General features: G+C 62.1%; 25 protein-coding genes. 11 read left to right on the plus strand and 14 right to left on the minus strand.

The annotated features are described in order from the left end of the window. Positions 1–38: 38 nt before the first annotated feature. The 7 genes from ggt to OU997_RS10175 form a co-directional block, all read right to left on the minus strand. Entirely contained in the window at positions 39–1,745 is a 1,707-nt protein-coding gene (gene ggt / locus OU997_RS10145) for a gamma-glutamyltransferase (protein WP_267809814.1), read from the minus strand. A 147-nt stretch (positions 1,746–1,892) separates the two neighbouring features. Next, entirely contained in the window at positions 1,893–2,144 is a 252-nt protein-coding gene (locus tag OU997_RS10150; RefSeq protein WP_108488686.1) for a YfhL family 4Fe-4S dicluster ferredoxin, read from the minus strand. 113 nt (positions 2,145–2,257) lie between these two features. Beyond that, entirely contained in the window at positions 2,258–2,737 is a 480-nt protein-coding gene (gene coaD, locus OU997_RS10155) for a pantetheine-phosphate adenylyltransferase (RefSeq protein ID WP_090380261.1), read from the minus strand. 79 nt (positions 2,738–2,816) lie between these two features. Continuing rightward, a complete protein-coding gene (locus OU997_RS10160) occupies positions 2,817–3,200 on the minus strand; it encodes a phosphopantetheine adenylyltransferase (RefSeq protein ID WP_267809815.1) in 384 nt (127 codons plus the stop codon). 22 nt (positions 3,201–3,222) lie between these two features. Then, positions 3,223–4,815, minus strand: coding sequence for a GMC family oxidoreductase (locus OU997_RS10165; RefSeq protein WP_108488685.1), 1,593 nt, complete (start codon positions 4,813–4,815; stop codon positions 3,223–3,225). A 45-nt stretch (positions 4,816–4,860) separates the two neighbouring features. Then, entirely contained in the window at positions 4,861–5,406 is a 546-nt protein-coding gene (locus OU997_RS10170) for a twin-arginine translocation pathway signal protein (protein WP_267809816.1), read from the minus strand. 54 nt (positions 5,407–5,460) lie between these two features. Then, a complete protein-coding gene (locus OU997_RS10175) occupies positions 5,461–6,915 on the minus strand; it encodes a coniferyl aldehyde dehydrogenase (protein WP_108488683.1) in 1,455 nt (484 codons plus the stop codon). Positions 6,916–7,150: 235 nt separating this feature from the next. Between OU997_RS10175 and OU997_RS10180 the strand changes: the two genes are divergently transcribed. Next, the gene (locus OU997_RS10180; RefSeq protein ID WP_108488682.1) at positions 7,151–7,810 is read left to right on the plus strand and encodes a TetR/AcrR family transcriptional regulator; all 660 of its coding nucleotides are present in this window, start codon (positions 7,151–7,153) and stop codon (positions 7,808–7,810) included. An 80-nt stretch (positions 7,811–7,890) separates the two neighbouring features. Here the strand turns inward: OU997_RS10180 and OU997_RS10185 are convergent, their stop codons facing one another. From OU997_RS10185 to OU997_RS10205, 5 genes are all read right to left on the minus strand, one after another. Next, complete coding sequence (locus tag OU997_RS10185; protein ID WP_267809817.1) at positions 7,891–8,916, minus strand: hydrolase; 1,026 nt, start codon at positions 8,914–8,916, stop codon at positions 7,891–7,893. 83 nt (positions 8,917–8,999) lie between these two features. Further along, positions 9,000–9,215, minus strand: a complete 216-nt coding sequence (locus OU997_RS10190; RefSeq protein ID WP_267809818.1) for a hypothetical protein — start codon at positions 9,213–9,215, stop codon at positions 9,000–9,002. A 27-nt stretch (positions 9,216–9,242) separates the two neighbouring features. After that, the gene (gene rsmD / locus OU997_RS10195) at positions 9,243–9,842 is read right to left on the minus strand and encodes a 16S rRNA (guanine(966)-N(2))-methyltransferase RsmD (RefSeq protein WP_267809819.1); all 600 of its coding nucleotides are present in this window, start codon (positions 9,840–9,842) and stop codon (positions 9,243–9,245) included. Further along, positions 9,842–11,323, minus strand: coding sequence for a M16 family metallopeptidase (locus OU997_RS10200; protein ID WP_267809820.1), 1,482 nt, complete (start codon positions 11,321–11,323; stop codon positions 9,842–9,844). Before OU997_RS10200 ends, rsmD begins: the two co-directional genes overlap by 1 nt. Further along, positions 11,316–12,671, minus strand: a complete 1,356-nt coding sequence (locus tag OU997_RS10205) for a M16 family metallopeptidase (RefSeq protein WP_267809821.1) — start codon at positions 12,669–12,671, stop codon at positions 11,316–11,318. The genes OU997_RS10200 and OU997_RS10205 overlap by 8 nt, the downstream gene beginning before the upstream one ends. Before the next feature lie 204 nt (positions 12,672–12,875). Here OU997_RS10205 and ftsY point away from each other — a divergent pair, with 204 nt between their 5' ends. From ftsY to rpoH, 4 genes are all read left to right on the plus strand, one after another. Beyond that, positions 12,876–14,285, plus strand: a complete 1,410-nt coding sequence (gene ftsY / locus OU997_RS10210) for a signal recognition particle-docking protein FtsY (protein WP_267809822.1) — start codon at positions 12,876–12,878, stop codon at positions 14,283–14,285. Between the two features lies 1 nt (position 14,286). Next, positions 14,287–14,958: a cell division ATP-binding protein FtsE gene (gene ftsE, locus OU997_RS10215; RefSeq protein WP_233683376.1), complete on the plus strand. Its 672-nt coding sequence runs from the start codon at positions 14,287–14,289 to the stop codon at positions 14,956–14,958. Continuing rightward, positions 14,955–15,974, plus strand: a complete 1,020-nt coding sequence (ftsX, locus tag OU997_RS10220; RefSeq protein ID WP_108487822.1) for a permease-like cell division protein FtsX — start codon at positions 14,955–14,957, stop codon at positions 15,972–15,974. The genes ftsE and ftsX overlap by 4 nt, the downstream gene beginning before the upstream one ends. Positions 15,975–16,086: 112 nt before the next feature. Continuing rightward, complete coding sequence (rpoH, locus tag OU997_RS10225) at positions 16,087–16,941, plus strand: RNA polymerase sigma factor RpoH (protein WP_108487821.1); 855 nt, start codon at positions 16,087–16,089, stop codon at positions 16,939–16,941. Between the two features lie 63 nt (positions 16,942–17,004). Here rpoH and mtgA read toward each other — a convergent pair whose 3' ends face one another. Continuing rightward, a complete protein-coding gene (gene mtgA, locus OU997_RS10230) occupies positions 17,005–17,736 on the minus strand; it encodes a monofunctional biosynthetic peptidoglycan transglycosylase (RefSeq protein ID WP_108487820.1) in 732 nt (243 codons plus the stop codon). Positions 17,737–17,803: 67 nt separating this feature from the next. Here mtgA and OU997_RS10235 point away from each other — a divergent pair, with 67 nt between their 5' ends. From OU997_RS10235 to OU997_RS10260, 6 genes are all read left to right on the plus strand, one after another. Then, positions 17,804–18,190 (plus strand): DUF423 domain-containing protein, encoded by a 387-nt coding sequence (locus OU997_RS10235; protein WP_108487819.1) that lies wholly within the window; start codon positions 17,804–17,806, stop codon positions 18,188–18,190. A gap of 102 nt (positions 18,191–18,292) precedes the next feature. Next, positions 18,293–18,493 (plus strand): sulfur carrier protein ThiS, encoded by a 201-nt coding sequence (gene thiS, locus OU997_RS10240; protein ID WP_108487818.1) that lies wholly within the window; start codon positions 18,293–18,295, stop codon positions 18,491–18,493. A 57-nt stretch (positions 18,494–18,550) separates the two neighbouring features. Beyond that, complete coding sequence (locus OU997_RS10245; protein WP_108487817.1) at positions 18,551–19,345, plus strand: thiazole synthase; 795 nt, start codon at positions 18,551–18,553, stop codon at positions 19,343–19,345. A 20-nt stretch (positions 19,346–19,365) separates the two neighbouring features. Next, entirely contained in the window at positions 19,366–20,085 is a 720-nt protein-coding gene (trmB, locus tag OU997_RS10250) for a tRNA (guanosine(46)-N7)-methyltransferase TrmB (protein ID WP_267809823.1), read from the plus strand. Positions 20,086–20,268: 183 nt separating this feature from the next. Beyond that, complete coding sequence (locus OU997_RS10255; RefSeq protein ID WP_108487815.1) at positions 20,269–21,612, plus strand: DUF1329 domain-containing protein; 1,344 nt, start codon at positions 20,269–20,271, stop codon at positions 21,610–21,612. A 178-nt stretch (positions 21,613–21,790) separates the two neighbouring features. Then, positions 21,791–22,870 carry an NAD(P)-dependent alcohol dehydrogenase gene (locus OU997_RS10260; RefSeq protein ID WP_108487814.1) on the plus strand — a complete coding sequence of 360 codons (1,080 nt, stop codon included), beginning with the start codon at positions 21,791–21,793 and terminating at the stop codon, positions 22,868–22,870. A gap of 47 nt (positions 22,871–22,917) precedes the next feature. Here OU997_RS10260 and OU997_RS10265 read toward each other — a convergent pair whose 3' ends face one another. Then, complete coding sequence (locus tag OU997_RS10265; RefSeq protein WP_267809824.1) at positions 22,918–23,460, minus strand: type II secretion system protein N; 543 nt, start codon at positions 23,458–23,460, stop codon at positions 22,918–22,920. Positions 23,461–23,507: the final 47 nt, after the last annotated feature.

Consider the following 23,507-nt stretch of genomic DNA (forward strand, 5'->3'; position numbering starts at 1 on the left):
GTGGCCCTTTGCCGCAGGGCTGACAGTGATGTGTCTGGTTACTGCGGTTTCTTAAGCGTGACGGCAGTTGTACCGATCCCGCGTGGATCGCTTGCTGCTGAAACCTTTCCGTCTTGTTTGTCCCAATACAGCACTTGCTGATTGCCGTACTGTCGGCCTGTTGCCTTCAATTGATGCCCAAGTGTCTCCAGCGCTTTAATTTCTGTTGGGTGGAAGGCGTTCGGCTCATGCTCGATCACGTCGGGCATGAACTGGTGGTGGAAGCGCGGCATCGCCGGCCAGCGTTCAATCGGCTGCTGATTCAGGTACTCCAGTATCGCCAGCAGCACCATGCTGGGAATTCGGCTGCCGCCCGGTGTGCCGAAACTGGCGAAGTCCTCGGCACTTTCGATAAAGCTTGGGCTCATGCTCGACAGCGGCCGTTTACCAGCCGCGATGCGGTTGGCCTGGCTGCCGCTTAGGCCGTAGGTGTTGGCGCCTTGCACGTCGGCGGCGAAGTCGTCCATTTCATTGTTCAGTAGCACCCCGGTGCCGGGTGCAGTAAATGCTGCGCCGAACGGCAGGTTGATCGACAGGGTGGCTGCCACCGCATTGCCCTCGCTGTCGAGCACCGAGAAATGGGTGGTGTGGTCGCCTTCCTGCCAGGTTTTGCTGGGCGGCAGACTGTCACTTGGCGTGGCGCGCTGCGGGTCGATGCTGCTGGCCAGTTGCTGGAGATATGTGGGGGTCAGCAGCTGCTGAACGGGGTTCTGGGCAAAGTCCGGGTCACCCAGCAGGCCGCGATCCCGGTAGGCGCGGCGTAGGGTCTCCACCACCAGGTGGCTGCGCTGCACGCGGTCTACTTGCTGCCAGGGCAATTGCTGCAGGATCAGCAGGCTCTGCCCCAGCGCGATGCCACCGGCGGATGGTGGGGGCGCGCTGATCAATTCACGGTCCTGCTCCAGCATTATGCGCAATGGCTCGCGTTCAACGACGCGGTAGTCGGCCAGGTCCTTGAGGGTCCAGATGCCGCCGGCATCGCGCACGGCCTTGACTAGCTGCTCCGCCACCACGCCGGCATAGAAACCCTGACCGCCCTGCCTGCCTAGCTGTTCGAGGGTGCGCGCCAGTTCGGGTTGGCGCAGCAGGCCGTATTCATCAGGTATTTCCCCCTTGTCGAGGAAGATTCGCGCGGTTTCCGCGTCCTGGCGCATGGCATCGATGCGCCAGCCAGCGCGTTCGCGGTAGACCCGGTCGATGCTCACGCCGCTGCTGGCCAGGCGGATCGCCGGTGCCAGTGAGTCGCGCAAGGGCAGACGGCCGAAGCGCTCTGCCAGCTCGACCAGCGCGGCCGGCAGGCCGGGAATGGCAGCGGCCAGTGCGCCATTCAGCGAAAGGTCTTTGCGGATCTCGCCGTCGACCCGGTACAGGTCGGCATGGGCGGCTTGCGGGGCGCGTTCTCGGGCATCGAGAAAGCGGTAGGTTGGCGAGTCGCCGGCTTCGCGCAGCAGAAAAAAACCGCCACCGCCCAGACCTGATCCGTAAGGTTCGACCACCGCCAGGGCGGCGCTGATAGCCACAGCCGCATCAAAGGCGTTGCCGCCCAGAGCCAGGGTTTCCTGACCCGCTACGGTGGCTGCAGGGTGTGCGCTGGCAATAGCGATACGTTCAGGTTGTGCTGCGGCCTGCAGCTCAAGGGTGCAGAGTAGGGCAAACGCACCGAGCAGGGTGCGCCAGGGGAGAAGGCCGCGGATCAGGCGTCCCATTGTTTTGCAGACCCTTGGAGAGCGTCGCGAGCGAAGGCCAGGTAAGGCGAAATCAGGCGAGGCTGCGCAGTGTACGAGCTGTACATGAGCAGGCTGAGCCTGAGTTCAACACAGCATGGCCAAATGCAGTAGCTTTCCATGGGCCTGTCAGGCTTTACCGGTAATGATCAGGTACTTCTGCATCAACTCATCCTTGCTCTCGACATTGTTCTTGTCGAGTGGGATGCAATCCACCGGGCAGACCTGCTGGCACTGCGGCTCGTCATAGTGGCCGACGCATTCGGTGCACAGGTTGGGGTCGATTTCGTAAATTTCTTCGCCCTGGGAAATCGCAGCATTAGGGCATTCGGGTTCGCAGACGTCGCAGTTGATGCAGTCGTCAGTGATGATCAGGGACATGACAGAACCACTCCTGCTGCGCCCCACAGGTGCAGCCTAGATGTGTACAGAAAACGGTAAGGCAAATTGTGCCGCATCAGGGCCGCGCATGCACGCGGCCATACGCGACTGGCTTAGCGCTTGAAACGTTCGGTCAGTGCGGCGGCTACGGCTGGGTGCACAAAATTGGAGATATCACCGCCCAGCGCGGCGATTTCGCGCACCAGCGTCGAGGAGATAAACGAGTACTTCTCCGACGGAGTCAGGAACAGGCTTTCCACATCGGGGGCCAATTGACGGTTCATGTTGGCCAGCTGGAACTCGTATTCGAAGTCGGACACTGCACGCAGACCGCGCAGGAAGACATTGGCGCCTTGCTCCTTGGCGAAGTGTGCCAGCAGAGTAGAAAACCCTACGACTTCAACGTTCGGCAGGTGCTTGGTGACCTCACGGGCCAGTTCGACGCGTTGCTCCAGGCTGAACAGCGGGTTCTTCTTCGGGCTGGCAGCCACCGCAATGATCACGCTGTCGAACAGCCGTGCTGCGCGCTCGACCAGGTCGCCGTGCCCCTTGGTGATGGGGTCGAAGGTGCCTGGGTATAACACTCGATTCATCGTGACGTCCTGGCGGGTCCGTTGGGGAGTCGGATGGTAGCGCAGCAAGGCGACTGCGGCCAAGTCAGCACGTTTGCGCTCAGGCCCTGCTGCGGGTGAGGGCAACCAGCGAAGCCGCGATCAACAGGCAGGCCAGTGCCACCCAATCGGCTATCACCACCCGGCGCAGCGCCTCGTTGTAACCGGGAGTGCTCCAGGCCAGGTAGAGAAAGCTCAGCACGCTAAGTAGACCACCGATCAGGGCGATCGGTTGCAGTGCTGGGCGGAATGCGGCGTAGACCAGCAAGGCACCGAGCAGGCCAAACAGCACGGCGCGGCTGCGCATCAGCAGAAGCAGGTTAGGCTCCTGAAAGGTCAGGCCATAGAGCTGTGCCAGGCGTTCCGCGCCGAGCACACCGCTAAGTGGCAGCAAGTGGATGATGCCGGCGATGATCAGCAGCACGGAAACCACGTTCTGCAGCATGGCCGGGCTCCTCCACGATGGCCTAGGCGCGCAGCCGTTCAGCCAGCTGGCTGGCCAGTTGCGCAGTCAGGCCGTAGATCGACAGCTGCGGGTTGGCGCCGATGCTGGTGGGGAACAGCGAGCCGTCATGGATCGACAGGTTGCTCAGCTGGTGGTGGCGACCCAGGCTGTCAGTGACGGCCTGCTGAGGGTCTTCCCCCATGGCGCAACCGCCCATGACGTGGGCACTGCCCAGGCGAGTGCGGTAGAGCTCCAGGCTGAGGTTGTCGATCAGACTTTTCGCTTCGGTCAGGGTTTTCACGTAACCGGCGTCGGCATGCAGCGGCAGCACCGCCTTGGCCCCGGCGGCGAACTGGATTTCGGCCATGGTATGGAAGGCGCGGCGCACGCCGTCCCAGGTGTAGTCGGTCATCTGGTAATCAAGCACCGGACTGCCATCACCACGCAGCTCCACACGGCCTTCGGCGCTGTCCGGGTGGAAACCGTCGCGCAGCAGGGCGAGCATCACGTTGGTGTTGGGCAGCTGTTCCATGCGCATGGCGTTGTCGATGCCGAAGCGGCCCAGCAGGGTGGCGGTCAACGCCGGTTGCAGCGGTGGCACTTCGAGCTTGTAAGACAGGCGCCCGGCGGTGCCGTCGTCCCACTGGAAGTGGTCGGAGTAGATCGACTGTGGCGCGCCGTAGAACGGATTGATCACCTGCTCGAACAGGGCTGCTGAAAAGTTCACCAGGTGCAGGTAGGTGCGTTTGCCCGTGCGCTGGTACGGGTCCGGTGCATGCGAGCGCAGGAGAATGCCCGGCGTGTTGATGCCGCCGCCGGAGAGGACGTAATGCTTGGCCTTGACCGTGATCTTGCGGCCATTGGGGGCGACGCTACGCTCGTCCATACCGAGGCATTCGATACCCGTGACCTTGTCGCCGTCGATCAGCAGGCGTTCGGCACGGGCCAGATAGAGCAGTTCGCCGCCTTTATCCAGGGTCGCCGGGATAGTGGTGACCAGCATTGACTGCTTGGCGTTGGTCGGGCAGCCCATGCCGCAATAACCGAGGTTCCAGCAGCCGCGTACGTTGCGCGGAATGACTTTCCACTCATAACCGAGCTTGTCACAGCCGCTGCTGATCACCGCGTTGTTGGCGTTCGGCGGTACGGCCCAGGGGGCGACGCCGAGGCGCTGCTCCATCTGCTCGAACCAGGGCGCCATTTCCTTGGGGCTGTGGCCTTTGACGCCGTGCTCCTTGGCCCAGTGCTCCAGCGTTGGGTCTGGGGTGCGGAAGCTCGAGGTCCAGTTGATCAGTGTGGTGCCGCCCACGGCGCGGCCTTGCATGATGGTGATCGCGCCGTCCTTGCTCATGCGCCCGATGCCTTCCTGATAGAGGCTGGCGTAGGCTTTGTCTTCGAGCATCTTGAAGTCGCTGCTGGTCTTCAGTGGGCCTTCTTCGATCAGCAGCACCTTGAAGCCGGCCGCGCTGAGGATTTCTGCGGTGGTGCCGCCGCCCGCACCGCTGCCAACGATGGCGACGTCGGCTTCGAGGGTCAGGTCGCTGTCCAGACGCGAGCCATCGTAGGTTTTCCAGCCGCGGGCCAGGCCTTCTTTAAAACTATCCGGTACAGGCATTTAGGGTGATCTCAGGCGAATTCTTATTAGAAGTTGGGGCGCGCTTTAAACAGTCGGCGGCCCGGGGTAGCCGCAGTGGACCCAGGACTCTGCTCGGCTATACCAGCTCATCATCACCAGTTGCAGCAGCGAGGCGTGGCCCATTTTCAGCAGGCCGATCGAGCTGTTCTGCCAGCGGTCGAGAAACCCCTGCACGTCGGCGGGCGATGCGTTTTCCCAGCTGCCCCAGACGCCGGTCAGCGGACCACGAGTGATCGGCATGGCCAGCACGTCGAACAGCTGCACGGTCAGCTTGAGCAGTTCCGGCGAAACGTGATTAAGGCTGTAGTCGAGGCTGGTGAGGGTGCCTTCGACTGCTTGCGGCATTTTCTCGGGCGTGACTGCGCCGGCCAGCATCACCGGGATCAAGGCATGCAGAAAGGCCAGGTCGGACTCGCGGATCACCGCAAAACCAGCTTTCGGCGTACTTGCCGAGCAGCCGCTGAGGCTGGCTGTCAGCCCGGCAGTGGCGAGAAAGGCCGAACCCATCAAGCCGACCTTGAGCAGATTGCGCCGAGTTAGGACCGGCGCTTCAAGTGTGGTGTTGTGCATTTATTGTTATCACCGGATCAGGCCGTAGCCCTGGCAAGCCAGGGCGGGGGGTTGTTAGCGAACGAAGAGCTTGTACACCAGCTTCTGCAGGGCTTTGCCGTAAGGCGGGTAGATCATCTTGGCCGCATTGAAACGCTGCTTGATAAACACACCCTTGGCCTTGCTGAAGGTCAGGAAGCCTTCATGGCCGTGGTAATGGCCCATGCCGGAGGGGCCGACACCGCCGAAGGGCATGTCATCTTGCGCGACATGCAGCAGGGTGTCGTTCAGGCACACACCGCCTGAATGGGTTTCGTGCAGCACGCGCTGTTGCTCACCCTTGTCATAGCCGAAGTAGTAGAGCGCCAGCGGTCGGTCGCGCTCGTTGATAAAGGCGAAGGCGTCTTCCAGTTTGTCGTAGGGGATGATCGGCAGCAGCGGGCCGAAGATCTCGTCCTGCATCACCTTCATCTCATCCGTCACGTTCAGCAGCACCGCTTGCGGCATGCGCCGGCCCTGGGCTTCGGGGTACAGCGGGATGATGGTCGCGCCTTTGCTTTCGGCGTCCTGCAGGTAGCTGTTGAGGCGCTGCAATTGGCGTTCGTTGATGATGGCGGTGTAGTCCGGGTTGTCCGTCAGCGCCGGGTAGAAGCCCTGCACCGCATTGCGGTAAGCCTCGACAAAGCCGTCGACGCGTGCTTTCGGTACCAGCACGTAATCCGGGGCGACGCAGGTCTGGCCGGCGTTCATGGTCTTGCCGAAGGCGATACGCTCGGCGGCATCGCTCAGCGGTACGTCGGCACTGACAATGGCCGGCGACTTGCCGCCCAGCTCCAGGGTCACCGGGGTCAGGTTGTCGGCAGCGGCGCGCATCACGTGCTTGCCGATGCTGGTGGCACCGGTGAACAGCAGGTGATCGAACGGCAATTTGGAGAAGGCCATGCCCACCTCCGCCTCGCCGAGCGCCACGCTGACCAAATCCTCCGGGAACACCTTGGCCAGCAGGTCTTTGACCAGTTGCGAGGTGGCTGGCGTCGATTCGCTCATCTTGATCATCACCCGGTTGCCGGCCGACAGTGCGCCCACCAGTGGGCCGATGGCCAGAAACAGCGGGTAGTTCCACGGCACGATCACCCCGACCACGCCCAACGGCTGGTAAATCACCTTGGCGGAGGCGGGCATGAACTGCATGCCGACGCTGCGGCGCGAGGGCTTCATCCATTTTTTGATGCGTTTGGTCGCGTAGTGGATGCCATGCAGGCTGGGCATCAGTTCGGCGAGCAGGGTTTCATCGGCGCTGCGGTTGCTGAAGTCCTGGGAGATGGCGCGCACCAGCGTCTCACGCTCATTGCTGAGCAGGTCGCGCAGGCTGTTGAGCCACTGGATGCGCTGCTCGGCCGAGGGCATCGGGTTGGCCTTGAAGGCCTGGCGCTGAAGGGCAAAGCTTTGCTGCAACTGGCTGAGCTGTTGCTGGCTCTGCTGCAGGCTTTGTTCGATGCTTTTTTCAACGAAGGCGACGTCGGCGACCATGTGCTGCTCCTTGGCGTTCCAGCAATGCAGTGGCTCAGGTGAGCTAAGACCGTTGCAGAAAAGGTGTGCTGGATTTTTAGAGCAATTGCTCTAATCTGTCAAATAGGATGCCGGGGTCAGCCGACGGACGCAGCCCATCAAACAGTTGGTGTCGCATGCCAGTTGGCGCGCGGGTAACACTTTGGCTGTCTCTGCGTGTACCTTTGCCGGGCTTTTGAGTTGAGATCGAGCCGTTATGTCAGCCCCACTGAAAACCCGCGAACGCATCATTCAGGAAAGCCTGGCGCTGTTTAATGCCCAGGGTGAGCGCAGTGTCACCACCAACCATATCGCGGCGCACCTGGGGATTTCACCGGGCAACCTGTACTACCACTTTCGTAACAAGCAGGCGATCATCGCCGAGCTGTTTGCGCTCTATGAAAGCCAGGTGGACACCTTCCTGCGCCGCCCTGAAGGGCGTGCGCTGACGGTGCAGGACAAGACTTTCTACCTCGAAGCGCTGCTGGCGGCGATGTGGCATTACCGCTTTCTGCACCGTGACCTGGAGCATCTGCTCGACAGCGACCCGGCACTGGCCGAGCGCTATCGGTTGTTCGCCCAGCGCTGCCTGAGGCAGGCACAGAGCATTTATCAGGGCTTTGTCGAGGCCGGCATCCTGCTGATGGATGCCGCGCAGATCGAGGCGTTGACCCTCAACAGCTGGATCGTCATGACCTCCTGGGTGCGCTTTCTCTGCACCACCCGCGGCAACCCCGGCGATCTCAGCCAGGAGATGCTGCGCCGTGGCATCTACCAGGTGCTGGCACTGGAAGGCGGCTACACCGCCCCGCAATCACGCGAAGCGGTGGAGGCCCTCTATGCCAAGCTGCATGTGCCGCTGGAACAGGTGATCTGAATCGTATTTGACTTTGATCGGGCGGCAGGTTGCGCTTTTGTAGGGTGGGTTACGCCGCGCGCAGAGGGAGTTTCGTTTGGTCATTCAGCGTTCTGTGCGGCTAACCCACCCAACAGTGGCTTCGTATCCTGTTCGGCCAGCCACTGTGGAATGCGCCGTTCCAGGTAATAACCTGGCTTAGTCAGGCTACCCTCGACAAAACCGACATGGCCGCCGTGGGCGTGCAGCTCGAAATCGATGCTGGGCGACAGTTCGTTGGCTTCGGGCAGGCTGTGGGGGAAGACGAAGGGGTCATCGGCGGCCTGGATAATCAGCGTCGGCGTCTCGATCTGGCCGAGAAAGTAGCGGCTGGAAGCGCGTCGGTAGTAGTCCTCGGCATCGGCATAGCCGTGCAGCGGTGCGGTGATACGGCCGTCGAAATCCCAGAAAGTGCGCATATTGTCCAGCGGGCCGAGTTTCTCCAGGGTGGACAGCCGGTCGGCCATACCCTGGTGGGCAAACAGGCGCTGCTTGTCTTTCACGTAGGCCACCATCTCGCGCATAAAGTGGCTCTGGTAGACCCTGGAAAAGCCCATGCCGATGCGGTCGGCGCACTGATCTAGACGAAACGGCACTGAAACTGCCACTGCACCCTGCAGCTGGCTGTCCGCGGCCGTTTCGCCGAGGTACTTGAGCAGCACATTGCCGCCAAGCGAATAGCCCACGCCATACAGCGGCGCCATTGGCCGCTGAGCGCGCAGATGGCGCACGGTTTCCGCCAGGTCCTCGCTGGCGCCGGAGTGGTAACCTCGCGCCAGCAGGTTCGGCTCGCCTGAGCAGCCGCGCCAGTTCAGCGCCACGCTGGCCCAGCCCTGAGTGGCCAGTTGCTGCTGCAGCCCCAGCACATACAGCGAGTCGGATGAGCCCGTCAGGCCGTGCAGCACCAGCACCAGCGGTGCTTCGGCTTCGTGTGGGCCATGCCAGTCCAGATCAAGAAAGTCGCCATCGTCCAGCCACAACCGCTCGCGCGTGCGCTCAAGCTTCGCCGGCCGGCGGCACATCGGGTTCCACAGGGTTTGCAGGTGCGGGCCGGGTAGCCACCAGGCGGGTTTGAAGGGTGTGCGCATTGTTGGGGTTTCAGTCGGGAAAGTGCTCAGGCTAGAGGGTGGCGAGATAAAACAACAGCGCCATTGGTTGGGCAAATGGCTTTTTAGCGTCGAGTGCCGAGCCAGATCATCCGAGCGGAGAAACCGAGTGTAACTAGAGCGATAAGTCGCTGTGCTGCTAGCCCGATGGCAATACCGTCTGAGCTGTTCATGATCCGGCTGGTAAGGCCAAAACCGATCTCTTGCTCAGTGAAAAGTAGAGCAAGGGCTAAAGCCGACAGCAGCAGATAGGGCAGATTGCCATAGATGAAATCCTTCATGATCCCCTCGATCTGTTGTTGCAGGCTTTAGTTGCGCTGCCACAGCGCGTAATACACCTGCCCGGCCTTCTGTTCGCGGTGCAGGCGCCAGTTGCCGGGCATGCCCAGGCTGGAAGGCGGGTTCTCGCTTTCGGTGTAGATCCAGGCGTCGGCCGCCAGCCAGCCGTTCTGCTCGAGAAGGGTGCAGGCGGGCAGCAGCAGGTTCTGATTGAACGGTGGGTCGAGAAACACCAGATCGAACGGTGTCGCCGCAGGGCTTTGCAGGAAGAGCAGGGCGTCAGTCTGTTGCAGTTGGCCGTTGTCGCATTTCAGCGTGTGCAGGTGGCCGCGCAGGTTGGCAATGGCCGCTGGATTGAGGTCCAGGGCCAGGGCGCTGCCGGCGCCGCGCGACAGTGCTTCAAGAAACAGCGCGCCGCTGCCGGCGAACAGGTCGAGCACCTTGGCACCCTCGACATAGGGCGCCAGCCAGTTGAACAGGGTTTCGCGCACGCGGTTCGGTGTCGGCCGCAGACCGGCGGCCATGGGGAAGTTGAACTGACGCGAGCGCCATTGCCCGCCGATGATCCGCAGCTGGCCATCGCCACCATGGACGGGGGCGGCTTTTGGCGGTTTGGGTCGCTTGCTCATTAGTGCTCCGGGACGCCAGAAGGTTGTTCGGCGGGGCGGTCGGTGGGCGGTGGCAGTTCTTTCTGCGCCACGCTTGGGCCGGCGGTGACAATCACCAGAGCCTCGGGATTGAGGTGCTTGGCCATGGCAGCCTTGACCTGCTCGACCGTCAGCACTTCGACGTCGCGCATAAAGTCTTCCAGGTAAGTCAGCGGCAGGTCATAGAAACCCATGGAGCCCAGCTGGCCGACAATGGCGGCATTGCTCGCAGTGGACAGCGGGAAGCTGCCGGCCAGCTCGCGCTTGGCGTTGTTCAGCTCTTCTGCAGTCGGGCCGTTGTTGATGAAGTCGGCGAGCATGCTTTTGACCAGTTGCAGGGTGCCGTCGCTGAGCTCCGCACGGGTCTGCAAGTTGATCATAAAGGGGCCGCGCGCCTGCATGGCACTGAAACCGGAGTAGACGCCGTAGGTCAGGCCGCGCTTCTCGCGCACTTCGGTCATCAAGCGGGTGCCGAAGCCACCGCCGCCGAACACCTGGTTGCCCAGGTAGAGCGCGGCGTAGTCCGGGTCGCGGCGGTCGATGCCGAGTTGGGCAATCATCAGGTGGGTCTGGTTGGAGGGGAATTCGATATGTTGCAGCCCCGGCTTGGGTTCTTCCGGCTGGACGATGCGCGGCAGCGCCGGACCTTTCGGCAAGGCGGCGGATACCTGATTGGCCAGCGCTTCGGCGTCGCTGCGCGAGAGGTCGCCGACCAGCGCAATAATCGCGTTATGGGCGGTGTAGGCCTTGGCGTGGAAGGCCTGCAACTGCTCACGGCGGAGGGCCGGAATCGACTCCGCCGTGCCATCGCTCGGGTGGGCGTAAGGATGCGTGCCGTACAGGCGCTCGAACAGCGCCAGGCTGGCCAGCTTGCCGGGGTTCTGCTTCTGGTATTCGAAACCGGCCAGCAGCTGGTTTTTGATCCGCGCCAGGGCGTCTTCCGGGAAGGTCGGCTGGCCGAGCACCTGATTGAACAGCTGCAGGGCTGGCTCGCGTTTGTCCGCCGCGCTGAGGCTGCGCAAGCTGGCGATGGCCATGTCGCGGAACGCGCCGTTGCCGAAGTTGGCACCGAGGTTTTCGAAGCCGGCGGCAATCGCGCCGACATCCTTGCCCGGCACGCCTTCGTTGAGCATGGCGTTGGTCAGCATCGCCAGGCCGGCGACGCCGTCGTCATGGCTGCTGCCAGCGGCAAAGGTCAGTTGCAGGTCGAACATCGGCAGCTCGCGGGCTTCGACGAACAGCACCTTGGCGCCCTCGGCGGTGTGCCAGGTCTGGATATTCAGGTCGCGGCGGCTGGGTGGCTGATCGCCAAGGGCGGCCAGGGATTCGATGCTGGTCGATTCGGTGGCAGCAGCCGGTTCTGTGCTGTTATCCGGGCGGTTGATCACCAGGGCCAGCAATGCCAGCAGTATCAGTAGCGCCAGGCCGAGCAGGCCGTAGCGCAGGCCATTGCGCTCACTCATTGCGCTTCTCCTCAGGCAGAACATGGGCGACGCTCAGGTGGTCGCGGGTAAAGAAGGTTTTGGCGGCACTCTGGATATCCGCCGGGGTCACGGCTTCCAGTTCGGCCAGCTCCTGGTCGATCAGCTGCCACGACAGGCCGACGGTTTCCAGCTGGCCGATGGCGGTGGCCTGGCTGGTGATCGAATCACGCTCGTAGACCAGGCCGGCGATTACTTGCGCACGCACGCGGGCCAGTTCCTCGGCGCTTGGCGGGGTGTTTTTCAAGTCCTCCAGCTCACGCCACAGGCCAGCTTCGACCTGCTCCAGGGTCTTGCCGGTCTGCACGTTGGGTGTGGCGGACAGGATGAACAGGCTGTCGCCACGGGCGAAACCGTCGTACCAGGCAGAGGCGCCGGAAACCAGTTCCTCGCCGCGCTCCAGGCGGGTCGGCAGGCGGGCGCTGTAGCCGCCATCGAGCAGGGCGGCAGCCAGACGCAGGGCATGCACCTGGCGCGGCTGTTCGGCGGTGGCCAGGCCAGGCACGTTAAAGCCCATCATCAGGCTCGGCAGCTGGGTTTTCAGGTGCAGGGTGATGCGTCGTTCGCCCGGTGCGGCCAGCTCACGCGGCGCTTTGGCGGTGGGCACGGTGCGCTTGGGAATGGCACCGAAATAGCGCTCGGCGAGGATCTTCACCTCGGCGACGCTGACGTCACCGACTACCACCAGGGTGGCGTTGTTCGGCGCGTACCAGGCTTCGTACCAGGCGCGCAGCTCCTCGACGGTCATCCGCTCAAGGTCGGCCATCCAGCCGATGGTCGGCGTGTGGTAACCGCTGGCGGGGTAGGCCATGGCCTTGAAGCGCTCGTAGGCCAGACTCGACGGTTTGTCGTCGGTGCGCAGACGGCGCTCCTCCTTGATTACCTCGATTTCCTTGGCGAACTCATCGGCCGGCAGTTTGAGGCTGGCCAGACGGTCGGCTTCCAGTTCCAGGGCGACGGCCAGGCGGTCGCGTGCCAGCACCTGGTAATAGGCGGTGTAGTCGTCGCTGGTGAAGGCGTTTTCCTCGGCGCCGAGCTCACGCAGGATGCGCGAGGCTTCGCCGGGGCCGAGCTTGCGGCTGCCCTTGAACATCATGTGTTCGAGGGCGTGGGACAGCCCGGTCTGGCCGGGCGTCTCGTAGCTGGAACCAACCTTGTACCAGAGCTGGGAGACCACCACCGGAGCGCGATGGTCTTCGCGCACGATGACCTTGAGGCCATTGTCCAGGCTGAATTCGTGGGTCGGCTGGGTTTCTGTGGCCAGGGCCAGCAGGGGGTGGCAGAGTACGCCGAGCAGCAGGGCTGCGGTGCGTTGGGCAATCATAGGCATGGGTTATCGACCTGTCGGACGGGCCCGCTTGGTCTTAGCGTCGGCGGGCGCGGAGGTGCTAGGATACGCATCCGTTTTACTGGCGACCACGCCTGCTAAGGCTTCTGATTGTTTCCGCGTGCACTCTTCAGCTTTCAATGCCGCGTGAGTAATGCTTTCAGAGCCTGTGGCCTGCGCGTCGCACCTTTGAGATAGCCGTCCTCCATGTTTGGTTCCAACGACGACAAACACAAGTCCACGCCTGCTGCGCCGGCCTCTGCCGAGAAGCCAGCCGAGAAGAAAGACCTGTTCGGCTGGTTGCGCAAAAAGCCGCAAGCGCCGGCCAACCCTGACACGCAACCGACGCCGGTTGATGAGCCGCCTGTTGCGCCTGTTGCGCCCGTTACGCCGTTAAGCGACGTTGCTGTGCCTGTCGTAGAACCGGTTGTTGTCGCCGAGGCCGTTGTCGAGCCTCAGCCTGCTCCGGTCGCACCTGTTGAACACGTCGCCGCTTCTGCTCACGCGGAGGTTGAGAGCGCTGAAGCCAATGCGCTTCCACGCCCGTCGCGGTTCCGTATCAACGCTGGCAGCGAAGTCCTGCATGCGCACGTTGAGGTGCCAGTGGTGGTTGAGCCGGTCGTCGAGCCACCGGTGGCCGCACCTGCTGTTGTAGAACCTGTCGCAGCGCCGGCTAAAAGCGCTGAGGAGAGCCGTACCGGTTTCCTTGAGCGCCTCAAGCAGGGCCTGTCGAAAACCAGCGCCAGCCTTGGCGAAGGCATGGCCAGCCTGTTTCTTGGCAAAAAAGTCATCGATGATGACCTGCTCGAAGACCTGGAAACCCGCCTGCTGACCGCCGACGTTGGCGTCGAAGCCACCACGGCGATTATCGGCAACCTGACCAAGCGTGTCGCGCGCAAGGAACTGGCTGACAGTGGCGCGCTGTACAAGGCCTTGCAGGACGAGCTGACCACGCTGCTCAAACCGGTCGAACAGCCGCTGAAGATCGACAGCAGCAAACAGCCCTATGTGATTCTGGTGGTTGGCGTGAATGGTGCGGGTAAGACCACCACCATCGGTAAGTTGGCGAAAAAACTGCAGCAGGACGGCAAGAAAGTCATGCTCGCCGCTGGTGATACCTTCCGCGCTGCCGCCGTGGAACAGTTGCAGGTATGGGGCGAGCGCAACCAGATTGCGGTCATCGCCCAGCACACCGGTGCCGACTCCGCTTCGGTGATTTTCGATGCCGTGCAGGCCGCCAAGGCACGCGGCATGGACGTGCTGATCGCCGACACCGCCGGGCGTCTGCACACTAAAGACAACCTGATGGAAGAGCTGAAGAAGGTCCGTCGGGTGATCGGCAAGCTGGATGACACCGCGCCGCACGAAGTGTTGCTGGTGCTGGACGCTGGCACCGGACAGAACGCCATCAGCCAGGCCAAGCAGTTCAACCAGACGGTCAACCTCACTGGCCTGGCGTTGACCAAGCTTGACGGCACCGCCAAGGGCGGGGTGATCTTTGCTCTGGCCAAACAGTTTGCCTTGCCAATCCGTTATATCGGGGTGGGCGAGGGCATTGATGACCTGCGTACTTTTGAGGCCGAAGCCTTCGTACAGGCCCTGTTCGCGGAGAAATAGGATGATCAAATTCGAGCAGGTCGGTAAGCGTTACCCGAACGGCCACGTCGGGCTGCACGAACTGAGTTTCCATGTGCGCCGTGGTGAGTTCCTCTTCGTCACTGGCCATTCCGGGGCGGGCAAAAGCACCTTGTTGCGTCTGTTGCTGGCGATGGAGCGGCCGAGCAGCGGCAAGTTGCTGCTGGCCGGGCAGGACCTGTCGCACATCACCAATGCGCAGATCCCGTTCCTGCGTCGGCAGATCGGTGTGGTGTTCCAGAATCACCAACTGCTGTTTGATCGCAGCGTATTCGATAACGTGGCGTTGCCGTTGCAGATACTTGGCCTGTCCAAGGACGAAATCGGCACCCGCGTGCGCACTGCGCTGGAGCGTGTGTCCCTGGCCGACAAGGCCGAGCAGTTCCCGGGCGACCTGTCCACCGGTCAGCAGCAACGTGTCGGCATTGCCCGCGCCGTGGTGCATCGTCCTGCTCTGCTGCTGGCTGACGAGCCCACCGGCAACCTCGACCCGCGCCTGGCGGCCGAGATTATGGGGGTGTTTGAAGACATCAACCGTCTGGGCACCACCGTGCTGATCGCCAGCCACGACCTGGCGCTGATTGCGCGCATGCGCCACCGTATGCTGACCTTGCAGCGCGGCCGTCTGATTGGTGATGGGGAGGCTTCTGTATGAGTGCCACACGCATGCCACCTCCACAGCCGGCGCAACGCGTCGGTGCGGCGCCGAAGAAATCCGAGTCACCAACGCCGGGTGATGACGGCCCAAGCTTTACCCACCAGCTGCATGCCTGGCTGGAGAACCACCGCGCCAGCTTGGTCGACAGCCTGCGCCGGTTGGGTAAGCAGCCGATTGGCAGCTTCTTTACCTGCCTGGTGATGGCCGTGGCCTTGAGCCTGCCCATGGGGCTGGCGTTGCTGTTGGATAACGTCGAGCGTCTGGGCGTGTCCTGGCAGCGCGCTGCACAGATTTCCCTTTATCTGCAGATTGATGCCAGCGAGGCCCAGGGTCAGGCACTGCGCGAGCAGATTGCAGCGCTGGACGATGTGGAAGAGGCTGAATGGATCAGTCGTGAACAGGCCTTGAGCGAGTTCCAACAGCAGTCAGGGCTGGGTGAAGCGCTCAAGGAATTGCCGGATAACCCACTGCCCGGGGTGATCGTGGTGACGCCGCAACAGGTTGATAAGATCGCCCTGGAGGCCCTGCGCCTGCGCCTGGCCGAGTTGCCACGGGTGCAGCAGGCGCAACTGGACCTGCTGTGGGTCGAGCGCCTGAGTGCCATGCTCAAGTTGGGTGAGCGCTTTGTCTTCGGCCTGACCCTGCTGTTGGTGATGGCGCTGCTGCTGGTGATTGGCAACACCATTCGCTTGCATATCGAAAACCGCCGCACCGAAATTGAAGTGATCAAGCTGGTCGGCGGCACCGACAGTTATGTGCGGCGGCCCTTTCTTTATATGGGGGCGTTGTACGGGATTGGCGCAGGCGTATTTGCCTGGTTGCTGCTGGCCTTTGGCCTGGACTGGCTAAACGACGCCGTGGTGCGTCTGGCTGGTTTGTACGGCAGCGACTTCGCTCTGGATGGCGTGCCGATGGCCGATGGTCTGTCGCTACTGCTCGGCGCGGTGTTGTTGGGCTATATTGGCGCCTGGCTTGCCGTGGCAAGGCACTTGAGCGAGCTGGCTCCCAGATAGTAAGTTATTGTTTTGCTTGATATTGACTATGTGTAAGGGAACTTGTACCGCGGTATAAAGTCCGAAGGAGCAGTGCTAGACTGCCCCACGATTCGTAAGTCGGAGGATTCAAATGTCCACTTCTTTGCAACCTGTTCATGCTCTGGTTCCGGGTGCCAACCTGGAGGCATACGTGCATGCGGTAAACGGCATCCCGCTGTTGACCCCCGAGCAGGAGCGTGAACTGGCGGAACGTCTCTTCTACAAACAAGACCTCGAAGCCGCCCGGCAAATGGTCCTGGCTCACCTGCGTTTTGTTGTGCATATCGCCCGCAGCTACTCCGGTTATGGCCTGGCCCAGGCGGACCTGATTCAGGAAGGCAACGTCGGCCTGATGAAGGCGGTCAAGCGCTTCAACCCGGAAATGGGTGTGCGCCTGGTGTCGTTCGCCGTGCATTGGATTCGCGCCGAAATCCACGAGTTCATCCTGAAAAACTGGCGCATCGTCAAGGTCGCTACCACCAAGGCGCAGCGTAAACTGTTCTTCAACCTGCGCAGCCAGAAGAAGCGTCTGGCCTGGCTGAATAACGACGAAGTGCATGCAGTGGCGGAAAGCCTGGGCGTTGAGCCACGTGAGGTGCGCGAAATGGAAAGCCGCCTGACCGGCCATGACATGGCCTTCGATCCAGCTGCTGAGGCGGACGACGAAAGCGCCTTCCAGTCGCCGGCGCATTACCTGGAAGACCATCGCTACGACCCGGCGCGTCAGCTGGAAGATTCTGACTGGAGCGACAGTTCCACCGCCAATCTGCACGAGGCGCTGGAAGGTCTGGATGAGCGCAGCCGTGACATCCTCTACCAGCGCTGGTTGGCTGAAGAGAAAGCCACGCTGCATGACCTGGCTGCCAAGTACAACGTATCGGCCGAGCGCATTCGTCAGCTGGAGAAGAACGCGATGAACAAGCTCAAAGGTTCGATTGCCGCGTAACAACTCGGCAGATCACCACAGAAAAAGCCGCACTCAGGTGCGGCTTTTTCATGTCTGTAACCATTACGGCAGCCAGCTCGGCCACCAGTCGGGGCGGCTGGGGCGCAGGCGGTTGAGGTAGTGGCTGCCACCCAGTTGCCGCATCTGCTGACGAATCCAGTTGGCCCGGCGGTTGATATGCGCACTCGGACGGCTGGCGCTCCACTCGCGCGGGTTGGGCAGTACGGCGGCCAGCAGGCTGCTCTGCTGGCGTGACAGGTAGGGCGCGCCGACCTTGAAATGATGGCGTGCCGCCGCTTCGGCACCAAACACGCCGTCGCCCCACTCGACGCTGTTGAGGTACACCTCAAGAATCCGCTGCTTGGGCCAGAGCAGTTCGATCAGGCCGGTAAACCACACTTCCATACCTTTGCGCAGCCAACTGCGCCCAGACCAGAGAAACAGGTTCTTCGCCACTTGCTGGCTGAGGGTACTGGCGCCGCGCAGAGAACCGCCTTGCTGGTTGTGCTCCAGAGCGGCCTGGATAGCCGCGACATCGAAGCCCCAGTGTTCGGCGAACTTCTGATCCTCGCCAGCAATCACCGCCATCTTCAGGTCATCCGGCAGTTCGCTCCAGGGGCGCCAGCTGCGCTGCAGGTCGATGGGCTGATCAATGAGCCATGACTCGATCTTGCGCTCAACCATCAGTGCGCTGCCGGGTGGCGGTACCCAGCGGAATAACAGCACCAGCAGAACCGAACCGAGCATCAGCCAGAGCAGGAGGGTGAGCAGTCGACGGAAGAGGGATCGAAACATGCGTGCTTGGCCGGGATGAGTTTGCCGGCCATTATAGCCAGCCCTGTTTATATAGCTGGAGTGATGCATGGCTCGTCTGTGGTTATTGCTGTCTGCCTGTACCGGGTTTACCGGTGTCGCTTTGGGCGCTTTTGCTGCACATGGCCTGAAAAACCAACTGACGCCGGCTTATCTCGCGGTGTTTCAAACGGGCGCCCACTACCAACTGGTTCACGCGCTGGCGCTGTTCGGCGTTGGTCTGCTGGCCTTGCTGCGGCCGGCACCGCTGGTCAATTGCGCCGGCGCGCTGTTTGCTCTGGGTATCGTGCTGTTCTCCGGTAGCCTGTATGCCCTGACCTTGAGCGGTATCAGTGCGTTGGGCATGGTCACTCCTTTCGGCGGCGTGGCGTTTCTCGCCGGTTGGCTCTGTCTGGGTATCGCGGCCTGGAAGCTGGGTGCGCGCACTACCATCTGACCCATAAGTCAGAAAGCAGGATGAGTGGCAGCCTTTAGCCTTGGTCGGCGCCCATGATCAGGCTAGAATGCCGGCCCTTTTCTCAGTTGTGACCGAGTCGTCATGCGTATTCAGTTAAACGGTGAAGCATTCGAATTGCCCGATGGGGAAACCGTTGCCGGGTTGATCGCGCGTCTGGACCTGGCCGGACGGCGCGTGGCGGTCGAACTCAATCTGGATATCGTGCCGCGCAGCCAGCACGCCACCACCGCCTTGCGCGCGGGTGATCAGGTTGAAGTGGTCCACGCCATTGGCGGTGGTTGATCCCCGCTCATCGGTTTATCGCGTTCAGACAGCTGCCCACTTTCACGAGGATTACCCATGAGCCATGCGCCTACCGACAAGCCCTTTACCCTGGCCGGTCGTACCTACCAGTCGCGCCTGCTGGTCGGTACCGGCAAGTACAAGGACCTCGAAGAAACCCGCCTGGCCATCGAGGCTTCAGGTGCCGAGATCGTTACCGTGGCGGTGCGCCGGACCAATATCGGGCAGAACCCGGGCGAGCCGAATCTGCTGGATGTGATCTCACCGGACACGTACACCATCCTGCCGAATACCGCCGGCTGCTATGACGCTGTCGAGGCCGTGCGTACCTGTCGCCTGGCCCGTGAGCTGCTCGACGGCCACAAGCTGGTGAAGCTGGAAGTGCTGGCTGACCAGAAGACCCTGTTCCCCAACGTGATCGAAACCCTCAAGGCCGCCGAAGTGCTGGTCAAGGACGGCTTCGACGTGATGGTGTACACCAGCGATGACCCGATCATCGCCCGTGAATTGGCCGCCATGGGCTGTATCGCGGTGATGCCGCTGGCCGGGTTGATCGGCACCGGGCTGGGCATCTGCAACCCGTACAACCTGCGTATCATCCTCGAAGAAGCGACCGTGCCGGTATTGGTCGATGCCGGTGTCGGCACCGCGTCTGATGCCACCATCGCTATGGAGTTGGGCTGCGAGGCGGTGCTGATGAACAGTGCGATTGCCCATGCGCAGAACCCGATTCTGATGGGCGAAGCGATGAAACACGCGATCATCGCCGGGCGCATGGCCTACCTGGCTGGGCGCATGCCTAAGAAACTCTATGCCAGCGCCTCGTCGCCGCTGGATGGCCTGATTAAGTAAAAGCACTTTAAGAGCACAGCATGACCGAATTGCAGCAACAGCCTGAGCCGGCTGAAGACACCTCCAAGCACCGCGCGATCAAGAGTTTCGTGATGCGCGCCGGGCGCATGACTGAAGGCCAGCAACGCGGCCTCGATCAGGGCTGGCCGAAGTTCGGCCTGCAGCTGGAGGATGGTCTGCGCGACTTTGATCAGGTGTTCGGTCGCACGGCGCCGCGCACCTTCGAGATCGGCTTCGGCATGGGCCATTCCACCCTGGAAATGGCCGCCGCCTCGCCTGAGCAGGACTTTATCGGCGTGGAAGTACACCGCCCGGGTGTTGGCGCCCTGCTCAATGGCCTGATGACCCATAACCTCAGCAATATGCGCGTCTACAGCTGTGATGCGCTGGATGTACTGCGCACCTGCGTAGCTGACGCCAGCCTGGATCGGGTGCTGCTGTTTTTCCCTGACCCCTGGCACAAGGCCAAGCACAACAAGCGGCGTATCGTGCAGCCGGCGTTTGCCGAGCTGGTGCGACAGAAGCTCAAGGTCGGCGGTGTGTTACACATGGCCACCGATTGGCAGCCTTACGCCGAGTACATGCTGGAGGTGATGAATGTCGCGCCCGGTTACCAGAATCAGGCTGAGGACGGCCAGTATGTCCCGCGGCCCACGGAGCGTCCGACCACCAAGTTCGAGCGGCGTGGCGAGCGTCTGGGACATGGCGTCTGGGACCTGAAATTCCAGCGTATCGACTGATTGCTTCAGGCACTGAGTTCTCGGTGCCGCACCACCATAAGCCCAGGGACGCACGCACTAGATCGGAATAATCCGGCGCTCGCCAGGACGGCTCCTCACCAAGACGGCCTATATACCCAGGCAGTGTTGCCAGGGTCATAACAACAGCAGCGCGGCTACACGCCGGGCTGCGAGGAGAACGCTGTGTTGAGAACGCTTTCAATTCTGCTGCTGGCAAGCTGCGCGCTGCAGGCACAGGCCAAAGTCGACAGTACGCAGGCTGCACGTCTGAGCCAGGACCTGACGCCGCTGGGTGGTGAGCGTGCGGGCAATGCCGCCGGCACCATTCCAGCCTGGGACGGCGGCCTGGCGCAACCGCCCGCCAACTACCAGCCGGGCATGCACCACCCTGACCCTTACAGCGCCGATGCACCCCTGTATCAGGTCAACAGTCAGAACCTGGCGCAATATCAGGCGCTGTTGCCGGCGGGGCTCAAGGTGCTGCTGGAAAAAAATCCTGATTACGCCCTGCGGGTGTTCCCGACCCGTCGCAGCGCCGCCGCGCCGCAGCGTATCTACGACGCCACGCGCTTCAATGCGCTGAATGCCGAGCTGATTTCCGGTGGTAACGGCGTGGCAGGTGTAGCGGCCGGGATTCCTTTCCCGTTGCCGAAGACGGGCCAGGAAGCCATCTGGAACCACATCATGCGCTACCGTGGCGATCAGATCAGCTTCGTCACCAACCAGGCCGCGGTGCTGGCCAACGGGGCCTACAATCTGCTCAAGCTGGAACGCGACATCTACTTCATCTATGGGCGCGAAGGCGTTAGCCCGCAGGACCTGGACAACACCCTGTTCTACTACAAGTACAAGGTGGTCGCGCCGGCCAAGCTCGCCGGTTCGGCGCTGGTGGTGCAGGAAACCCTTGATCAGGTGCTGGCGATCCGCAAAGCCTGGCGCTTCAACCGTGGCGAGCGTCGCGTGCGTCGCCTGCCGATGCTGGCCTACGACACCCTGCAGCCGGACACCAATGGCATGGCCACTGCCGATGTGGTCGACGCCTACAATGGCGCGCCGGACCGGTATGACTGGACCCTGGTGGGCAAGCAGGAAATGCTGGTGCCGTACAACAGTTACGCGGTGCACCAGAAGGGCATCCCCTACGACAACATCCTGCGCAGCAACACCGTCAACCCGGAACTGCTGCGGTATGAATTGCACCGTGTCTGGGTGGTCGATGCTGAGCTGCGCAAGGGGTTTAGCCACCCGTATGGCAAGCGCCGCTTCTACATCGACGAGGACAGCTGGCAGATCCTCGCCGCCGACCTCTACGACAAGAGCGGTGAGCTGAGCGGCGTACAGGAAAGCCACCCGATCAGCTATTACGATGTACCGATGTTCGGCAGCACCCTGGAGACTATCTACGACTTCAAGGGTAAGCGTTACTTTGTTGACGGCCTGGATAACAACGAGCCGATGTACAACTTCAACGCCAAGCTGACGCCGCGCGATTTCACCCCGCAGGCGTTGCGCCGCGAAGGCAACTGAGCCTCGGTCGCACTGGAAAACCGCCTCTTGCAGGCGGTTTTTTTATGCCTGGCGATCGCGGGTTTAAGGCTTTGGAGTCTTGCGCTTATTGTGCCTGGCATTGATGCCGGACAAGGGGCCGGGCAATCAAGCGACTACAGTCAAGGGCTCTGTGTTAACGCATGCAAGGAGCCTGACCATGAGCATGATGAAAGCCGCGGTGTTTATCGAGCCTGGACGCATTGAGTTGGTGGATAAGCCCATCCCGCCCGTGGGGCCCAATGATGCGTTGATACGGGTGACCACCACGACCATCTGTGGCACCGATGTGCATATCCTCAAGGGTGAATACCCGGTGGCCAAGGGGCTGACCATCGGCCACGAGCCGGTCGGCATCATCGAGAAACTGGGCAGCAACGTGCAGGGCTATCAGGAGGGGCAGCGGGTGATTGCCGGGGCCATCTGCCCGAGTTTCAGCTCTTACGCCAGCCAGGACGGTTATTCCTCTCAGGATGGCGGTTGCAGCTGTCATGGCTACAAACCCATGGGCGGCTGGCGTTTCGGCAACAGCATCGACGGCACCCAGGCCGAGTACGTACTGGTGCCGGACGCTCAGGGTAACCTGGCCCCGGTTCCCGATGGTCTGACTGACGAGCAGGTGCTGATGTGCCCGGACATCATGTCCACCGGGTTTGCCGGTGCGGAGGCGGCCAATATCAAGATTGGCGATGTAGTCGCCGTCTTCGCCCAGGGGCCGATTGGCTTGTGCGCCACGGCAGGGGCCAAGCTGCGCGGGGCGAGCACCATCATCGTGGTCGATGGCGTCGAGCAGCGCTTGCAGATTGCCCGGCAGATGGGCGCGGACATCACCCTTAACTTCAATCAGGTCGATGTGGTCGAGGAAATCCTGCGCCTGACCGGGGGCCGTGGTGTGGATGCGGCCATCGAGGCGCTGGGCCTGCAGTCCACCTTCGAAAGTGCACTGCGGGTGCTCAAGCCAGGTGGCACGTTGTCCAGCCTGGGGGTCTATTCGACGGATCTGGTCATTCCGCTGGCGGCGTTCCATGCCGGTCTGGGTGACCACAAGATCGTCACCTCACTGTGCCCGGGTGGTAAGGAGCGCATGCGCCGGCTGATCAATGTGGTGGCCGCCGGGCGCGTCGACTTCGGCGCGCTGGTGACGCATCAGTATGCGCTGGATGACATCGTTGCGGCCTACGATCTCTTTGCTCACCAGCGCGATGGCGTGCTCAAGGTGGCGATCAAACCCTTTCACTGAGGCCTCTAACAGCATGGCCAGGGAGGCGTAATGCGGCAACTGCACGGTTATCTGTGAGTGGTGACGCTGCTGCTGGCCTGACTAAGCAACCCGGTCGCGATGGGGTTGGCTGCAGGTGTAAGTGGTTGGCTGGGTTTGTCCGGAAAGTGCAGGCTCTCGCGGCGACCGTGGCGGAACAGGGTGACATGCTGGCGCTGCACGCTCTCAAGGGTGACGCCTGGGGCGATGGTGGCGCCGACCATAAAGCGCTCAGGAGGCTGACCGTCCTGGCCAATAATGGCGCTGGAGCGGCGGCTTTGTGGGTGTTTGAAGGCGGCCATCAAGGTCAGTTGCAAGGAGGTGGCCGGAGCCGGGCCGCCACTGTCGAGTAATGGGACGCCGAATAGTCCTGCTAGCTGCTGCTGATCGATAACCGGCTGCACCGGGGCTGGCTGCGCGGGCGCCAGGTTGATTGGGCTGTGCAGTAATCGCCAGAACGCCGCACCCTGATAGGTCAGGCTGAGGCTGCCGGCCAGCAGAAGCAGCAGGCACAAGCCCGTGATTAGATGCTCCGAGGCGACTGGCCGGGCTTGATTATTGGGCTGCAACATAAAGAATCCTTAATGAAAAAACCCATGACTGCTGAGGCAGCCATGGG

Source organism: Pseudomonas sp. SL4(2022) (assembly GCF_026625725.1).
Lineage (GTDB): Bacteria > Pseudomonadota > Gammaproteobacteria > Pseudomonadales > Pseudomonadaceae > Aquipseudomonas.

Excerpts from the sequence above, each read along its gene's own strand:
- ggt (WP_267809814.1), bottom strand. The coding sequence starts at position 1,745 with ATGGGACGCCTGATCCGCGGCCTTCTCCCCTGGCGCACCCTGCTCGGT.
- OU997_RS10150 (WP_108488686.1), bottom strand. The coding sequence starts at position 2,144 with ATGTCCCTGATCATCACTGACGACTGCATCAACTGCGACGTCTGCGAA.
- coaD (WP_090380261.1), bottom strand. The coding sequence starts at position 2,737 with ATGAATCGAGTGTTATACCCAGGCACCTTCGACCCCATCACCAAGGGG.
- OU997_RS10160 (WP_267809815.1), bottom strand. The coding sequence starts at position 3,200 with ATGCTGCAGAACGTGGTTTCCGTGCTGCTGATCATCGCCGGCATCATC.
- OU997_RS10165 (WP_108488685.1), bottom strand. The coding sequence starts at position 4,815 with ATGCCTGTACCGGATAGTTTTAAAGAAGGCCTGGCCCGCGGCTGGAAA.
- OU997_RS10170 (WP_267809816.1), bottom strand. The coding sequence starts at position 5,406 with ATGCACAACACCACACTTGAAGCGCCGGTCCTAACTCGGCGCAATCTG.
- OU997_RS10175 (WP_108488683.1), bottom strand. The coding sequence starts at position 6,915 with ATGGTCGCCGACGTCGCCTTCGTTGAAAAAAGCATCGAACAAAGCCTG.
- OU997_RS10180 (WP_108488682.1), top strand. The coding sequence starts at position 7,151 with ATGTCAGCCCCACTGAAAACCCGCGAACGCATCATTCAGGAAAGCCTG.
- OU997_RS10185 (WP_267809817.1), bottom strand. The coding sequence starts at position 8,916 with ATGCGCACACCCTTCAAACCCGCCTGGTGGCTACCCGGCCCGCACCTG.
- OU997_RS10190 (WP_267809818.1), bottom strand. The coding sequence starts at position 9,215 with ATGAAGGATTTCATCTATGGCAATCTGCCCTATCTGCTGCTGTCGGCT.
- rsmD (WP_267809819.1), bottom strand. The coding sequence starts at position 9,842 with ATGAGCAAGCGACCCAAACCGCCAAAAGCCGCCCCCGTCCATGGTGGC.
- OU997_RS10200 (WP_267809820.1), bottom strand. The coding sequence starts at position 11,323 with ATGAGTGAGCGCAATGGCCTGCGCTACGGCCTGCTCGGCCTGGCGCTA.
- OU997_RS10205 (WP_267809821.1), bottom strand. The coding sequence starts at position 12,671 with ATGCCTATGATTGCCCAACGCACCGCAGCCCTGCTGCTCGGCGTACTC.
- ftsY (WP_267809822.1), top strand. The coding sequence starts at position 12,876 with ATGTTTGGTTCCAACGACGACAAACACAAGTCCACGCCTGCTGCGCCG.
- ftsE (WP_233683376.1), top strand. The coding sequence starts at position 14,287 with ATGATCAAATTCGAGCAGGTCGGTAAGCGTTACCCGAACGGCCACGTC.
- ftsX (WP_108487822.1), top strand. The coding sequence starts at position 14,955 with ATGAGTGCCACACGCATGCCACCTCCACAGCCGGCGCAACGCGTCGGT.
- rpoH (WP_108487821.1), top strand. The coding sequence starts at position 16,087 with ATGTCCACTTCTTTGCAACCTGTTCATGCTCTGGTTCCGGGTGCCAAC.
- mtgA (WP_108487820.1), bottom strand. The coding sequence starts at position 17,736 with ATGTTTCGATCCCTCTTCCGTCGACTGCTCACCCTCCTGCTCTGGCTG.
- OU997_RS10235 (WP_108487819.1), top strand. The coding sequence starts at position 17,804 with ATGGCTCGTCTGTGGTTATTGCTGTCTGCCTGTACCGGGTTTACCGGT.
- thiS (WP_108487818.1), top strand. The coding sequence starts at position 18,293 with ATGCGTATTCAGTTAAACGGTGAAGCATTCGAATTGCCCGATGGGGAA.
- OU997_RS10245 (WP_108487817.1), top strand. The coding sequence starts at position 18,551 with ATGAGCCATGCGCCTACCGACAAGCCCTTTACCCTGGCCGGTCGTACC.
- trmB (WP_267809823.1), top strand. The coding sequence starts at position 19,366 with ATGACCGAATTGCAGCAACAGCCTGAGCCGGCTGAAGACACCTCCAAG.
- OU997_RS10260 (WP_108487814.1), top strand. The coding sequence starts at position 21,791 with ATGAGCATGATGAAAGCCGCGGTGTTTATCGAGCCTGGACGCATTGAG.
- OU997_RS10265 (WP_267809824.1), bottom strand. The coding sequence starts at position 23,460 with ATGTTGCAGCCCAATAATCAAGCCCGGCCAGTCGCCTCGGAGCATCTA.